We start from the raw sequence: 14,711 nt of genomic DNA, 5'->3' as shown, positions 1-14,711 counted from the left end.
GTGCCCGACGAACCGGGTCGCCCGCTGCCGCAAGTCACCCTCGCCAACGAGTACTTCTGGACCGCAGGCGCCGACGGTCGGCTGCGTCTGCAGGAGTGCCAAGCCTGTCGGGCGCTCATCCACCCACCGGCCCCGATCTGCCGGTACTGCCGTAGTCGGGATCTGGGCATCCGGACCGTGTCGGGGCGAGCCAGTCTCTCGGCGTTCACCGTCAACCATCGCTTCGGTTTCCCCGAGTTGCCGCCGCCCTACGTCGTCGCGCAGGTCGCCATCGCCGAGGATCCCCGGGTCCGGTTGACCACCAACATCGTCGACTGCATGCCAGCTGATCTCGTACTCGGCCAACCCCTCGAGGTGGTGTTCCGGCAACTCGGCGACGTGTGGCTGCCGTTGTTCCGGCCCTCCTCTGACGACGCCCCCGTGCCGCAGCCGGTCGACGAGATCGAGCCCCGCGACTTTCCCCGCCACGTGCGCGCGATGCGGACGACGGCCAAGTTCGAGGACCACTCGGCCATCACCGGGATCGGCGCCTCGCGGCTGGGCCGCCGCCTGATGGTGCCACCGCTTGCACTGACCATCGAGGCGTGCGAGGCGGCGGTCGCCGACGCGGGCCTGACCTTCGACGACGTCGACGGAATGTCGACCTATCCGGGACTGGACGTCGCAGGCATGGGAGAAGGTGGAGTGAGCGCGCTCGAGGGCGCCCTGGGCCTCAAACCCACGTGGATCAACGGCGGCATGGACACCTTCGGCCCCGGAGGTTCGGTGATCGCGGCCATGATGGCGGTCGCCACCGGAATGGCCCGCCATGTGCTGTGCTTCCGCACCCTGTGGGAGGCCACCTACGGACAGTTGATGAAGGAGGGCAAGGCGTCTCCGCCGGGTGGTGCGCGCACCACCAGCTGGCAGGTGCCCTTCGGCGCCACCTCCGCCGCGCACACGTTGGCCATGAACGCGCAGAGGCACTTTCACCGCTATGGGACCACGCGCGAGACGCTGGGCTGGATCGCTCTGAACCAGCGTGCCAACGCCACGCTGAACCCGACGGCCATCTATCGGGATCCGATGACGATGGACGACTATCTAGGCGCCCGGCTGATCACGACGCCGTTCGGCCTATACGACTGCGACGTGCCCTGCGACGGTGCCGTGGCCGTGATCGTCTCCGCAGTCGACGCCGCCCGCGACATGCCGAGGAGGCCCGTGTTCTTCGAGGCGGTGGGCACCCAGATCGTCGAGCGCACCGACTGGGATCAGTCGACGATGACCCACGAGCCCCAAGTTCTCGGGCAGGCAGCGCATCTGTGGACTAGGACCTCGATGAGAGCCGACGACGTCGACGTCGCGCAGCTGTACGACGGGTTCACCTTCAACTGCCTGTCCTGGCTGGAGGCACTGGGCTTCTGCGGCATCGGCGAGGCCAAGGACTTCTTGGACGGTGGCCACAACATAGCCCGAGACGGCGTCATCCCGCTGAACACCCACGGCGGCCAGCTCTCCCACGGTCGGACTCACGGCATGGGCCTCATCTACGAGGCGGTCAGCCAGTTGCGGGGCGAGGCAGGTGAGCGCCAGGTCGCCGACGCCAAGGTCGCCGTGGTGAGCACCGGCGGCCTGACCCCAAGCGGTGCACTCCTGCTGAGGACCGACTCGTGACCGCGCCCCGCCCCCGCGTCGTCATGGTCGACGGCGTGCCGATGTCGGCGGCGGTCATCCAGGTGCCCCAGCCGCGCGCGGTGATCGTGGCCGTCCACGGCGGTGCCGTGACGTCTCGGTACTTCGACTGCCCCGGCCAGCCGCGACTGTCGTTGTTGCGTATGGCCGCTTCTCAGGGATATTCGGTGATCGCCCTTGATCGACCCGGCTACGGCGCCTCGGCGCTGTATCAGGACGAGATGGCAGAAGCCGGTCGGCGATTGGAGTTGGCGTTCGGCGCAGTGGACGCGATCGTCGCCGCCGACGGTGGTGCAGGCCTGTTCGTGATGGCCCACTCCTCAGGATGTGAGTTGGGGCTCCGCATGGCCGGTGACGACACCCGACACGACGTCATCGGCGTCGAGATGGCAGGCACGGGATTGTGTTTCACCACGGGGGCCCAGGCTCTCATCGGTCAGGTGACCGCGACGTCGAGACCTACGGGCCTTCGCGACCTGCTGTGGCAACCCACCGTCTTGTACCCGGCCGAGGTTCTCACCGGTGCCCTGTCGGCGCCCGGCGCTGCGTATGAAGCAGACGTCACCGCCAACTGGGCCAACCGGGACTTCCCCGCCGCCGCGGCTCGGGTCACCGTGCCGGTGCAGTTCAGCGTCGCCGATCACGAGAGCGTATGGGAGACAACGCCACAGGCCTTGAACGACATCGCGGCGCTGTTCACCGCGGCGCCCCGGGTGACGGTCAACGCCATGGCCGACAGCGGACACAATCTCAGCGTCGGATTGACGGCTGAGGACTATCACCGACGGGTGCTGTCGTTCGTCGACGGGTGCCTGACGGACACCAACGTCGAAGTGGAGGCACCGTGATGCGCGTCGGATTCATCGGATTGGGCAGCCAGGGCGCACCAATGGCGCGCCGCATCGTCGAGGGCGGCTACGAGCTGACCCTGTGGAGCCGTCGCCCCCAGTCCGTCGCGCCGTTCGCCGGCACCGGCGCAAAGGTCGCCTCCTCGCCCGCAGAGTTGGCGGCGGCCAGCGATCTCGTGTGCCTGTGCGTGGTGGGTGACGACGACGTCCGACAGATCCTCGACGGTGACACGGGCGTGCTGGTCGGACTCGCACCAGGCTCCATCGTCGCCATCCACAGCACCGTACACCCGAATACGTGTCGCGACATCGCCGAACAGATTGCCGAGCAGGGTGTTTCAGTGGTCGACGCACCGGTCAGCGGCGGTGGCCCGGCCGCCGCCGACGGCACTCTCTTGGTCATGGTCGGTGGCGAGGATGCCGTCGTCGAGAGGTGTCGACCCGTGTTTTCGACGTTCGCCGACCCGATCGTGCACCTCGGGCCGGTGGGCAGCGGTCAGGTGACGAAGATCCTGAACAACCTGTTGTTCAGCGCGAACCTCGGGGCGGCCCTGAGCACGCTGGAACTCGGTGAGGCTCTTGGGGTTCCCAGGACAGCGCTGTGCGAGGTGCTGGCGCGAGGATCGGCGGCGAGCAAGGCCGTCAACAGCATGGGCCGGGCCGGTGGCACGCTGGCGTCCCTCGCGCCGGTCGCGGGAGCCCTGCTGCAGAAGGACGTCCGGCACGCGGCCAGCCTCGCCGAGGGCGCATCGGCGCCAGAGGGGACGGTCTTCACCGTCGCCGACGGCGCGCTGGCCGCAATGGACCATCCACGCCGATGATCGTCGGGTTCGTCGGGGCCGGGCGCATGGGCGGGCCGATGGTGCGCCGACTCGTCGACGCCGGGCACCGGGTGAACGTCCTGGCCCGCACCGATGAGAAGGCCCGGGTGATCGCGGGTCTGGGCGCGCACCCGGTGACCGATCCGTCGGCCGCCGCCCGCGCGGTCGCCGTCGTCCTTGGCGTCCTCACCGACGAACAGGTCCGAAGCGTGTGCGTCGACGATGGACTGCTGGCCGCGATGCCGCCGGGCTCGACGCTGATCCTGCACACCACCGGCAGCCCGGGCACCGCCAAAGGCCTTGCGGCGCAGCGACCCGACGTAGCGGTCGTCGACGCTCCGGTCAGCGGCGGCCCGCATGACGTCGCGGCCGGCTCGGTCACCCTGTTCGTCGGCGGTGACGACACCGCCGTGGCCCGGGTCCGGCCGATGCTCGGCGCCTATGCCGATCCGATTCTGCACGTCGGTGCCACTGGCGCAGGGCAACTCGTCAAGCTCGTCAACAACACCCTCTTCGCAGCTCAGATCGGCCTCGTCGCCGAAGCCGTTCGACTGGGCGCGCACTTCGGTATCACCGAGACGTCCTTGCTCGGCGCCCTGACCCATGGCAGTTCGCAGAGCCGGGCCCTGGCGATGATCGACGCGGCAGGGTCGGTCGACGCCTTCGTCGCCTCGGTTGGCGAGTTCGTCGGCAAAGACATTGCGGTGGTGCGCCACACCGTTGCCGGGCTGGGCGTCGACTTGGGCATCCTGGATGCCGCCGTCGAGGCAATCGCACCGCGACCGGCGTAGACATTCGACCGAGCGGAAAGGCCGAGGAGGACGCGGACGGGGACTTCTACGCGCTGACGCGACACGAAGAGAACTCCTGCGCCGGCGCGGATGGAGACTGCGATCGCACTCGAGCATCTGCTGGACTTCGTGCCGCGGTACGAAGTTGACTTCGATCGCCTGGAGCGGGTCAACATGCAGAATGTAGCCGACTATCGCCATGTCCCGGTGAAGGTTTCGCGGTGAGCGTCGCATGACGAGGAAGATCGACCGCACAGCGACCAGCAGATCAAGGAGGCCGTCCGACAGTGCCCTCGGCAGGCCATCACCATCGTTGGCGAGTGATTCGGCCGCGGCTCAGAGACCCGAGATGACGACCGCGTTGCACTCGGCCGCGGCGTGGCGAAGCTTCGCCGCCCGCTGGTAGTCCTCGGAGTGGTACCACTCGTTGGCCGCATCTACGGACTCGAATTCCAGTAGGACGGTTTGGGTTCCGTGCCACTGCCCCTCCAGCGTGGCGACGGCGGGGCTGAACGCCAGCAGCTTCGCGGTGGACATCGCCGTGCGTGCCAGCTTGCCGTACTCCGCCATTCCGGCCGGATCCTTGACATCCTCGGTGAGGATCACGTAACCCTTGGGCTCGTCGGACACCGTCGATCTCCCTTCGTCTCAGTCGATCTCGCGAATGGCCCGCTCGGGGCAATTCTCAATGGCCGCCCGCGCAGCGGGCTCGGCATTCTCGGGAACCTCTTCGTGTACCGCGACCGCCCACCCGTCGTCCGTCAGATCGAAGACCTCCGGACACAGCGTCAGACACATACCGTGACCCGCGCACCGATCCTCGTCGACGGTGACCTTCACGTGGCGTCGAACTCGACGTGCAACTCGGTCAGCCCGCGCAGGATGTAGGTGGGGATGTACTGGTAGTTGCGCTGTCCTGCTGGCCCGTGGTGCCTCTCGCTGATCCGTAGGTCGGTCGTCCGGTCGAGCAGCCGTTCCAGGCCGACCCGTGTCTCCGCTCGCGCGAGCGGCGCCCCGGGGCAGCTGTGGATCCCGCGCCCGAACGCAAGGTGTTGCCTGGCGTTCTTGCGGTCCGGGTCGAAGTCGTCAGGGTTGTCGAACCGGCGCGGGTCGCGATTGGCGGCACCGTTGACGACCATCAGAGTGCTTCCGGCGGCGACGGTTTCGTCACCGATCTCGGTCGGGACGCGCGACAATCGGAAGTCGCCCTTGACGGGGCTCTCGATGCGCAGGCATTCCTCGATGAAGTTGCCGAGCAGGCTGCGGTCGTCGCGCAGCCGCTGCTGGACGTCGGGCTGATCCCCCATGATCTTTATCGCGGTGCTGAGCAACCGCACCGTGGTCTCCTGCCCCGCCGAGAAGACGTTGGTGGCCACGCGGACGACGTCACCGACCTCCGGCATGGTTCCGTCGGGGAAGGTGGCCGTGGCCAGTCCGGTCAGCACGTCGTCGCGGGGTTCGGCGCGACGGTCTTCCACGTACTGGCCGAAGATGTCGTAGAGATATTCCAGGGGCGTCTTGGTCATTGCCTTGTCGGCGTTGCCCAGCCCGCTTCCGTGGGTGCCGCGGGCTAGTCGCTCCAGCAGTTCGGGACGATCCTCCTCGGGCACGCCAAGCAGGTCGGCGATGACGCGCAGCGTGAAGGGTGCGGCGAACCCGGAGATGAAGTCCCCTGCACCGGGGGCCATGAATTCGTCGAGGACTTCGTCGGCGATCTGCCACATCGCGTCCTCGTTCTCCTTGAGCCGCTTGGGCGTGATCAAGCGCATGAGAAGGGCACGGTGATTGGTGTGCGTCGGCGGATCCAGCGTCGGCAACTGGTCGCTGAAGGGGATCTCGTCGCGGTGCTTGACGATGAGATCAGTGACGTCGTCGCCTTCGAGCGGGACCGGAAACCCTGGGAACGGTCCCGTCACCGAGATGCAGGACGAGAACGTGTCCGCGTCGTTGTAGACGTCGACCGCCTCTTGCCAGCCCGTCACCATCGTGACGCCGTAGTGGTCCTCCCGGCTCACCGGGCACTTGTCCCGCAACGCCGCGTAAAAGGGGTACGGGTCGGCGACCAGTCGGTTGTCCCGAAAGAAGTCGACCGAGGTCAGGTCTTCCGCCATGTGCGCTCCACTCTTGCAATATCGTCCAGTGAGAATATGATTCTCATCTGTAGCGCATAACATTTTCACACGTCTGCCCGGTCGTCAATCTGCTCGAGCCGAACACCGGAGGTCTGCGCCAGTCAACGTGGTCGGCGCACTCCTCTCGTATTCGCTCGCGGCGACGACGAGCGGGGAAGCCGTCCCGTCGTGGCCCGAGCCGAACACCGCCTCGAACGACTACGGGCCATGAGTAGACGCAACGACGTTGCGGCTCAGCAGCATTGCGCGTGCGCGACGATTCGTCACCACTAGCGCCGGCCAGGAACGAGGGTGCATGACATGAGCAACCGCGGGAGAGAAGTGACACCGACGTTGCCCGTGCTGCCCAAGGAGACGAATTTCGCCAGACCGGTCGCACCGCATCGCGGACGGATTTACCTGGGCACCGGCATCTTCACCGCGGCCGTGTTCCTAGTGGTCACCATTGGGGTTCAGATCGGCGTCGTGGCACCGTCGTTCACCACCGACGTGGTCGTCAATCTCATCTTCGGCGTTCCCGTCCTGCTTCTGCCCCTCGTCATCTTCTGGAACGCGCCGGGCGAGAATCGAACGCGCCTCGACAGGGCCGCCGAACTCGTCCTGTTCTACCTTCCGTACACCGCGGGCAGCCAGATCGGTTACGAGTTGATGTTCCTGATCGGACATCCGCTTGGCTTGTGGGCGCCGACCGACGACCCCGGCTGGAAGTGGTTGTGGTGGCAGTACGGTCTGGCGGACACCCGCTACGTCAGCGGCAACCCGTGGATCTTCGCGCTAGAGGTCGTCGGCGTGCTCACCGGGGTGATGGTCTTCGTGATGTGGACGCAGCTGATCCGTACGCAACTCGGCACCGAGTCACGAATTCGCTGTCTCTGGTTGACATTTGCCGGCGTCGCCGTCTTGATGAGCAGCACCGCCGTGTACTTCGTCTCGGAAGTGGGTGCCGGGTTCGCCGACATCGGACAGGGCGGATACGGCTTGGGCTTCAAATTCGTCGCCGAGAACGTCCCCTTCATCGTGTTGCCACCGCTGGTGCTGTACGCCACCTACCTGCAGATCGACCATCTCACCCGCGCCGCCGCGCGAGGACTACCCTGAACTCGACCTCGTCTGGCGCATCTCGGTCGGCTGGAAGTACTTCTCCCCCAACGCCAATACCGCGTCAGCTTGCCGGGATGAGGTCCGCAGCCACGGAGGGCCGGAGCATCGCGCCGCACCGGAACGTCTCCGAATCGCCGACGTCGACGGCTCCGGTTTCGAATACACCCAACGCCTGTGCCTTGAAGGCGCGGGCGGCGGCACTCAGCCGGTGGCGCACCGAATCCACGGTGTCGTCGAGTTCGGCCGGGCAACGCTCACCCCAGAGCGTCACCTCCGTCAGTCCGTGGTCGAGTGCCTCGAGCACGCCGCGGCGAACCCGCGCGTCGGTCGCGAACAACTCCGACGCCACGGCCACGGTATGCGGGTGGGGCCGGTCGGCCCACATCTCCAGTGCGCCTTCAAGATCCTGGACGTCGACGCCAAGAATCTCCAGTGCTCGAAGGTCCTCCGCTCCGTCGACGAGCACCGTGACGTCCCAGCCCGCCATGACGCGGTCGACGACGAAGCCGCCGGCGAATGTGACGACGTCGTGGACCGAGGGCCCCACCACGTCCAACCGATACCTCATGGTCTGCTCCTGTCCACGGGTCCGAAATCTCTGGCCAGCGTCTGGGCGTACCCCCTGAAGACCTCGACCAGGGGTATCGAAGGATCGAGCAACCATACGGACTCCATTCCGTTGATGAAGGCGAGAATCTCCACGGCCTTGATGGCCGGGTCGAAGTCGGGGCGATAGACGCCGGTGTCCTGCGCGCGTCGAATGAAGTCGGTCACGATGCCCATCGCGGCCTGCTGTCGCCTGACCAGACGATCGTGCAACGGCGCATCGGGGGCGATGTTCTCGGCGAGCAACACCGTGAAGGTGCCGATCAGCTCGGGTTCACGGTCGAATCGCTCCGCGACCCTGCAAATCTCGGTGATCAGGTCGCCCGTGCGGTCGGCGTGTTGGTCGTCGTCGGCGTCGCGGGCGTCGAGCACGGCGTTGAGGAGTTGTTCCTTCGATGCGTAGTGGTGCAGCAGTCCGGCCGCGCTGACGCCCGCTTCCCTCGCGATCTGCGCGAGCGAGGTGTTGCGCCAACCGTTGCGGGCCAGCAGGCGCTCGGCCACTTCGAGAATCCGGACTCTGCGGTCGTCACCCTTCGCGAGCAGCGACGCGTAGGGCCGCGGCGACTGCTGCTCCGACATCGTCACCGGACTCCGATCACTCACCTGGCCCCGTTGCCAATCCAACCTAGTGAACACACAGTAGGTAGGTTTGGCCGCTGTGACAAGAGTCTCTTTTCGGCCGCGAGTCACTCGCCGGTAGGCCCCCTCAGAGACCGAGCGACTTGGCGATGATCACCTTCATGACCTCGCTGGTGCCCGCGTAGATCCGGGCCACCCGGGCGTCGGTGTACAGCCGCGCGATCGGATATTCCATCATGTAGCCGTAACCACCGAACAGCTGTAGGCAGCGGTCGACGACCCGCTGCTGCATCTCGCTGCAGAACAGCTTGACCCTGGCCGCGTCGGCGGCAGACAGCTCGCCATCGACGTGCAACTGAACCGCGCGGTCGAGCATTGCCTGCCCCGCCTCGACCTCGGTGGAGCACGCGGCAAGCTCGAACTTCGTGTTCTGGAAGGACGCCACCGGCGAACCGAAGGCCTTGCGGTCCTTGGTGTAGCCGATTGCCGCGGCAATGGCCGACCGCGCCTGCGCGACCGACCCGACCGCCACCGTCAGACGCTCCTGCGGCAAGTTGTGGCCGAGGTAGCCGAAGGCCTCGCCGATCTCACCGAGCACGTTGGCCGCGGGGACGCGGACGTCCACGAACGACAACTCCGCCGTGTCCTGGACCTTGCAACCCATCTTTTCCAGCTCGCGTCCGCGGGTGAAGCCGGGCATGCCGTCCTCGACGACCAACAGCGTCAGGCCCTTGCGACGGTTGTCCGGGTCGGTGGAGGTGCGCGCGACTACGACCACCAGGTCGGCCTGCATGCCTCCGGTGATGAACGTCTTGGCTCCGTTGAGGACGTAGTCGTCGCCGTCGACCACCGCGGTACTTCGCATCCCCGCGAGATCCGAGCCGGTGCCCGGTTCGGTCATCGCCACGGCGGTCAGCAGCGTGCCCGCCGCTAGGCCGGGATACCATCGCTCGCGCTGCTCGGCGTTCGCGTAGTGCAGGAAGTACGGCAGGATCACCTCGAGCTGAGTGCGCACCGTGGACAACGTCACCAGGGCTCGCGCCGCCTCTTCCTGCAGGACGACGTTGAAGCGGTAGTCCGGCGCACCGCCCCCGCCGAACTCCTCTGGAATCGCCATTCCCAGCAGGCCCAGCTCACCCATCTGCTCGAACACCTTCCGAGGTAGCCGACCGCCCTTCTCCCAGTGCGGATAATGCGGCACGACCTCCTTCTCGACGAATTCGCGCGCCAGCGCGCGAAACGCCTCGTGGTCTTCGTCGAACAGGTCACGGCGCATGAGCGTTCCCTCCGGTGGGGTCGGGCGTTGGGCTCGTCGGAGGCGGTCGGGTCGGAACCGCCCACTCCCCAACGAAGTTGGGTTCGCGCCTTGCGGTGAATGCGGCGTAGGCCTCCGCCGAATCCGTGGTCGCGAAGTTCCCCGGCTGGGCGCGGGCTTCGTTCGCCAGGGCTTGCTGCAGCGTGCTGCTGGCGCCGTCGTTGACCAGCGCCTTGCTCTGCGCCAACGCGAACGGCGGGCCGGCTGCCAACCGGCCGGTCAGGTCGTCGACGAATGCGTCGATCTCGTCGGCCTGGCGTACCCAGGTCACCAGACCGAGCGTACGAGCCTCGTCCGCATCGATCATGTCTCCCAACAGAATCAGGCGCTTGGCCTGCTGCAGTCCGACGATCTTGGGCAGCAGCCACGACCCGCCGAGGTCCACCGACAGTCCGCGCTTGGCGAAGATTTGGCAGAAGCGCGACTCGGGGGTGGCCACCACCAGATCGCATCCGAGGGCGAGGTTCCAGCCAGCGCCGACCGCAACCCCGGCCACCTTGGCCACCGTGGGGACGGGCAATTCGTGCAGGGCCAGCGCCACGTCGCCGAGCCGTTGCAGTTTGTATCGGGGGTGAATGTCCTCGCCGGTGCCGATGTCGGCGCCCGAGCAGAAGGCTCCGCCCGCACCGGTGATCACGAGTACTCGCACGGCGGGGTCACGTGCGGTCGCACGCAACGCATCGGCGAGTTCCCGCCACAACCGGGCATCGAGTGCGTTCTTGCGGTGCGGTCGATTCAGGGTGAGGGTGCGCACGCCGCCGACGTCGTCGACGAGCAGGACGGGATCGTCGGTCATCGGTACGCCGGGCCGATCGCGCCCTCGTCCCGCAGCGCGGCGATGTCGTCGGCGACGAGACCCAGTTCCGCGAGGATGAGGTCGGTGTGCTCACCGAGCCCCGGCACGGCGCGCATCGGCGCCTCGTACCCGGCGATCACCGGCGGTGGCAGCAGCGCGGGGATGCTGCCCTTGGGCGAGCCGATTCGACGCCAGCGGTCGCGTGCGCGCAGTTGCGGGTGCGCCACGACCTCGCTCGGCAGGTTGTATCGGGAGTTGCCGATGCCCGCGTCATCCGCGATCTTCTGCACGTTCACTAGATCGCGTGTGGCGCACCAGGATCCGATGGCTTCGTCGAGTACGTCACGATGCGCGCATCGGTCGGCGTTGGTGCTGAATCGTGGGTCGTCAGCCAAGTCGGGTCGCTCGATGACGTCCCTGGCCAGCCGTTGCCACTCACGGTCGTTGGTGGTGCCGAGCACGACGGTGTGACCGTCACCGGTTCGGAAGGACCCGTATGGCGCGACGGCGGGTGCGCTGACTCCCAGCGGAACCTGGTCGACGCCGGTGTGCTGGGTGTAGGTCAGCTGATACCCCATGATGTCGGTCATCACGTCGAACAGGCTGAGTTCGACCGCAGGCGCCACGACGTCCGGGTGTCGCCCGCGTGCGACGAGAAGCGCCATGATCGAGAGGGCGGCGTAGAGGCCGGTGGTGAAGTCGGCCATCGCCGGCCCCGGCTTGGCAGGCAGGCCCGGATGGCCCGTGACCGCACACGAGCCCGACTCCGCCTGTACGAGGAGGTCGTACGCCCGCTTGTGAGAAATGGGGCCACCCGGTCCGTACCCGTCGATCTCCACGGGAATGAGTCTCGGATGACGGACCGCGAGGTCGGCGCGGCCCAGCCCGAGTCGTGCCGTCGCACCGGGCGCGAGATTGGACACGAAGGCGTCGGCCCCGTCGAGAAGTCGATGCAGGACGTCGATCCCGTTCGGCGACTTCAGGTTCAGCGTGATCGACTCCTTGCCCCGGTTGCACCAGACGAAGTGCGCGCCCAGGCCGTCGGGCCCGTTGACGACGTCGTCGTAGTCGCGGGCGAAGTCTCCCCCGACGGGATTCTCCACCTTGATGACCCGGGCGCCGAAGTCGGCGAGCACCCGGCTGCAGATGGGGGCGGCCACGGCCTGCTCCATGGCCACGATCGTGATGCCCGCCAGGGGCCCCGGATTGGTCATGATCCCCCGGTCACATCACCATGCCGCCGTCGACGGGCAGCACCTGGCCCGTGACGTAGGACGCGGCGTTGGATGCGAGGAAGACGAAGGCACCCGCGATCTCGTCGGGATCGGCCCAGCGCTGCAACGGGATTCGACGCATCATGTTCGCCGAGAACTTCTCGTTCGTGCGGATGGTCTCGGTCATCGCCGTGGCCGCCAACGGCGCCAGCGCGTTCACGAGGATGTTCTTGCGCGCGAGCTCCCTGGCCAATGACTTGGTGAACCCGATGATGCCGGCCTTGGCCATCGAATAGTTGACCTGCCCGAGCGTGCCGGTGATGCCAGCCGCCGAGGTGACGTTGATGACGCGCCCGGTGCCGTCGGTCGCGAGGAACGGCAGCGCCGCCTGTGTGACCCGGAAGGCGCCCATCACGTGAATGTCGATGAGACGGCCGACGTTGTCCTCGGTGATGTCGGCGAACATCGCCGGCGCGGTGACACCCGCGTTGTTGACCACGACGTGGAGCACACCCCCGGTCATCGCCGCCGCCTGCACGGCCGCGGCGTCGGCGGATCCTCGGTCGGCGACGTCGAGTCCCGCGCTCTGGGCAATGCCGCCCCGTTCGACGATCCCGGCGGCGACGGCGGCTGCGGCGTTCTCGTCGAGGTCGGTCACCAGAACCGACGCACCCGCAGTGGCGAGCGCTCCCGCCACCGCAGAGCCGATGCCGCCCGCGGCGCCCGTCACGAGCGCCGACCGGCCCGAGAGGTCGAAGAGCGGGTTCGCAGTCATCAGTAACTCCTCGGCAGGCCGAGCACCTTGGACGCCAGGAAGTTCAGGATCATCTCCTGACTCACCGGGGCGATCTTCATCAGCCGAGACTCACGGAAGAAGCGCGAGATGTGGTACTCCTCCGAGTAACCCATGCCCCCGTGGGTTTGCAGGGCGCGGTCCGCTGCATCGAATCCGGCTTCTGCGCACAGGTATTTGGCCATGTTGGCCTCCCGGCCGCAGGATTGGCCGTTGTCGTAGAGCCACGTCGCCTTCCGCAGGACGAGCTCCGCGGCATCCAGGCGCGCCAGCGAGTCAGCGAGCGGGAACTGAATGCCCTGATTCATGCCGATCGGGCGATCGAAGACGACCCGCTCGTTGGCGTATTTGACCGCGCGATCCAACGACACCCGCCCGATGCCCAACGCTTCCGCCGCGATCAGCATCCGCTCGGGATTCAGGCCGTGCAGGATGTACTCGAACCCCTTGCCCTCCTCGCCGATTCGGTCCTCGACCGGGATGCGAAGGTCGTCGATGAACAATTCGTTGCTGCTGACCGCGTTGCGGCCCATCTTCCTGATGGGCCGCACGTCGACGTGGTCGCGATCGAGGTCGGTGAGGAACAGCGACAAGCCGTCGGTCTTCTTCGTCACGTCGTCGTAGGGCGTGGTGCGGGTCAGCAGCAGGATCTTCTCGGACTCCATGGCCTTGGAGATCCACACCTTGCGCCCGTTGACCACGTACGAGTCGCCATCCCGCTTGGCAAAGGTGGTGATCCGCGACGTGTCAAGGCCCGCACCGGGTTCGGTGACACCGAAGCAGACGTGGAGGTCGCCGTCGACGATTCTGGGCAGCGTCGCGGCCTTCATCTCCGCGGAGCCGAACACCACCACGGGCTGCATGCCGAAGATGGACATGTGAATCGCACTGGCCGCGTTCATCCCGCCGCCGGAACGCGCCACCTCCTCGGCGAGGATGGTCGCCTCGGTGATGCCGAGACCATGCCCGCCGTACTCCTCGGGGATGGTCATGCCCAGCCACCCGCCGGAGGCGACCGCGCCGTAGAACTCCTGGGGGAACTCGTGACCCAGGTCCTTGTCCATCCAGTACTGGTCGTCGAAGCGCGCGGCCAGTTCGGCCACCGACTTGCGGATCAGCTGCTGATCCTCGGTCAGTGCGAAGTTCATCCCACCGGTCACTGAATCTCCTCGTCGAAGGTAGTCGGGTGCCATCTAGGGCCACCTCGACCAACCGCTGATCCGCGTGGCGCCGACCAAACGGCTTGCGACCGTCACGAGTCTCGACGCCGACGGTCGCGGTGTTGTCCGGTCCCAGTAAACGAAAACTATCCTCTCACTGACGGAGAATCAACTAGCGTGAGTGACAAATGACGCGGCGCCTGCACCTTTCTCGCCCGTGGCACGGTCGGGAGCCGCACCATTTCGACCCCCGGCGTTGACGATCTAGCGTCAACGTGGAAACTTGTTAGTCGAATATGAGAATATGATTCTCATATCGGCGGGACACCGCCTCGTCATCGAAGGGAGACGCCGTGCGGATACCACCGTTGCCTGCCACGGAATGGGACGACGCCGTGCTGAGCGCCCTGCGGACGATGCCCGAGGAACGGCGTAATCCCACGGCTGCCGGCAACGCGATCGGCACCCTGGTCAACCACCCCGACCTCACCCGCCCGTTCCTGACATTCAGCTTCTACCTGCTGACGCGTTCGACGCTCAACGCTCGCATTCGGGAGCTGGCCATCCTGAGGGTCGCCCACCGCACCGCGTGCGCCTACGAGTGGGACGAGCACCTAGCGATCGGCACGGACGCGGGATTGACCGCCCACGACATCGCCGCGGTGCAGAGCGTCGACGCCGCCGAGGGCTTCGACCGCACGCTGCTCGCCGGCGTGGACGAACTCGTCGACGACGCTCGAATCTCCGACGGCACGTGGGCCGCGCTGTCCGAACACTTCGACAAGCGCGAGCTCATGGACTTCGTCTTCACCGTTGGCGGCTACCACATGCTGGCCATGGCCCTGAACACATTTGGCGTCGAACCCAAGAAGGAGAACTAA

General features: G+C 66.8%; 16 protein-coding genes and 1 pseudogene. 7 read left to right on the top strand and 10 right to left on the bottom strand.

What is annotated here, in order from left to right:
• The 5 genes and pseudogenes from B1790_RS02205 to B1790_RS35155 all read left to right on the top strand — a co-directional run.
• The gene (locus tag B1790_RS02205; protein ID WP_079921507.1) at positions 1-1,656 is read left to right on the top strand and encodes an OB-fold domain-containing protein; all 1,656 of its coding nucleotides are present in this window, start codon (positions 1-3) and stop codon (positions 1,654-1,656) included.
• Positions 1,653-2,522 carry an alpha/beta hydrolase gene (locus B1790_RS02200; RefSeq protein ID WP_079921506.1) on the top strand — a complete coding sequence of 290 codons (870 nt, stop codon included), beginning with the start codon at positions 1,653-1,655 and terminating at the stop codon, positions 2,520-2,522. Before B1790_RS02205 ends, B1790_RS02200 begins: the two co-directional genes overlap by 4 nt.
• On the top strand, positions 2,522-3,343 hold the full coding sequence (locus B1790_RS02195) for an NAD(P)-dependent oxidoreductase (RefSeq protein WP_079921505.1): 822 nt from the start codon (positions 2,522-2,524) through the stop codon (positions 3,341-3,343). The genes B1790_RS02200 and B1790_RS02195 overlap by 1 nt, the downstream gene beginning before the upstream one ends.
• Complete coding sequence (locus B1790_RS02190) at positions 3,340-4,134, top strand: NAD(P)-dependent oxidoreductase (protein ID WP_079921504.1); 795 nt, start codon at positions 3,340-3,342, stop codon at positions 4,132-4,134. Before B1790_RS02195 ends, B1790_RS02190 begins: the two co-directional genes overlap by 4 nt.
• A gap of 78 nt (positions 4,135-4,212) precedes the next feature.
• A pseudogene (locus B1790_RS35155) lies at positions 4,213-4,359 on the top strand (cytochrome P450); the annotation flags it as partial.
• Between the two features lie 111 nt (positions 4,360-4,470).
• On the opposite strand, the gene B1790_RS02185 reads toward B1790_RS35155, so the two are convergent.
• The 3 genes from B1790_RS02185 to B1790_RS02175 are packed head-to-tail and all read right to left on the bottom strand — an operon-like array spanning position 4,471 to position 6,245.
• On the bottom strand, positions 4,471-4,764 hold the full coding sequence (locus B1790_RS02185) for a DUF1330 domain-containing protein (RefSeq protein ID WP_255407240.1): 294 nt from the start codon (positions 4,762-4,764) through the stop codon (positions 4,471-4,473).
• An 18-nt stretch (positions 4,765-4,782) separates the two neighbouring features.
• Complete coding sequence (locus tag B1790_RS02180) at positions 4,783-4,974, bottom strand: ferredoxin (RefSeq protein ID WP_079921503.1); 192 nt, start codon at positions 4,972-4,974, stop codon at positions 4,783-4,785.
• Positions 4,971-6,245: a cytochrome P450 gene (locus tag B1790_RS02175; RefSeq protein WP_079921502.1), complete on the bottom strand. Its 1,275-nt coding sequence runs from the start codon at positions 6,243-6,245 to the stop codon at positions 4,971-4,973. The genes B1790_RS02180 and B1790_RS02175 overlap by 4 nt, the downstream gene beginning before the upstream one ends.
• Positions 6,246-6,566: 321 nt before the next feature.
• Here B1790_RS02175 and B1790_RS02170 point away from each other — a divergent pair, with 321 nt between their 5' ends.
• Positions 6,567-7,364: an emopamil-binding protein gene (locus B1790_RS02170; RefSeq protein ID WP_142270971.1), complete on the top strand. Its 798-nt coding sequence runs from the start codon at positions 6,567-6,569 to the stop codon at positions 7,362-7,364.
• A gap of 64 nt (positions 7,365-7,428) precedes the next feature.
• Here B1790_RS02170 and B1790_RS02165 read toward each other — a convergent pair whose 3' ends face one another.
• The 7 genes from B1790_RS02165 to B1790_RS02135 all read right to left on the bottom strand — a co-directional run bounded on the left by B1790_RS02165 (position 7,429) and on the right by B1790_RS02135 (position 13,818).
• Positions 7,429-7,935: a hypothetical protein gene (locus B1790_RS02165; RefSeq protein ID WP_079921501.1), complete on the bottom strand. Its 507-nt coding sequence runs from the start codon at positions 7,933-7,935 to the stop codon at positions 7,429-7,431.
• A complete protein-coding gene (locus B1790_RS02160) occupies positions 7,932-8,552 on the bottom strand; it encodes a TetR/AcrR family transcriptional regulator (protein ID WP_079921684.1) in 621 nt (206 codons plus the stop codon). Before B1790_RS02160 ends, B1790_RS02165 begins: the two co-directional genes overlap by 4 nt.
• A gap of 127 nt (positions 8,553-8,679) precedes the next feature.
• The gene (locus tag B1790_RS02155) at positions 8,680-9,828 is read right to left on the bottom strand and encodes an acyl-CoA dehydrogenase family protein (protein ID WP_079921500.1); all 1,149 of its coding nucleotides are present in this window, start codon (positions 9,826-9,828) and stop codon (positions 8,680-8,682) included.
• Positions 9,818-10,663: an enoyl-CoA hydratase/isomerase family protein gene (locus B1790_RS02150; protein WP_079921499.1), complete on the bottom strand. Its 846-nt coding sequence runs from the start codon at positions 10,661-10,663 to the stop codon at positions 9,818-9,820. Before B1790_RS02150 ends, B1790_RS02155 begins: the two co-directional genes overlap by 11 nt.
• Positions 10,660-11,877: a CaiB/BaiF CoA-transferase family protein gene (locus B1790_RS02145; RefSeq protein WP_079921498.1), complete on the bottom strand. Its 1,218-nt coding sequence runs from the start codon at positions 11,875-11,877 to the stop codon at positions 10,660-10,662. Before B1790_RS02145 ends, B1790_RS02150 begins: the two co-directional genes overlap by 4 nt.
• A gap of 10 nt (positions 11,878-11,887) precedes the next feature.
• On the bottom strand, positions 11,888-12,652 hold the full coding sequence (locus B1790_RS02140) for an SDR family NAD(P)-dependent oxidoreductase (protein ID WP_079921497.1): 765 nt from the start codon (positions 12,650-12,652) through the stop codon (positions 11,888-11,890).
• On the bottom strand, positions 12,652-13,818 hold the full coding sequence (locus B1790_RS02135; RefSeq protein ID WP_142270990.1) for an acyl-CoA dehydrogenase family protein: 1,167 nt from the start codon (positions 13,816-13,818) through the stop codon (positions 12,652-12,654). Before B1790_RS02135 ends, B1790_RS02140 begins: the two co-directional genes overlap by 1 nt.
• Before the next feature lie 365 nt (positions 13,819-14,183).
• On the opposite strand from B1790_RS02135, the gene B1790_RS02130 reads away from it, so the two are divergent.
• Positions 14,184-14,711, top strand: a complete 528-nt coding sequence (locus B1790_RS02130; RefSeq protein ID WP_079921495.1) for a carboxymuconolactone decarboxylase family protein — start codon at positions 14,184-14,186, stop codon at positions 14,709-14,711.

Origin of the sequence: Mycobacterium sp. AT1, assembly GCF_002043095.1 — a bacterium.
Classification (GTDB): domain Bacteria; phylum Actinomycetota; class Actinomycetes; order Mycobacteriales; family Mycobacteriaceae; genus Mycobacterium.
Note: the sequence above shows the minus strand (reverse complement) of the source record. Positions and strands in the feature narration are given on the sequence as shown.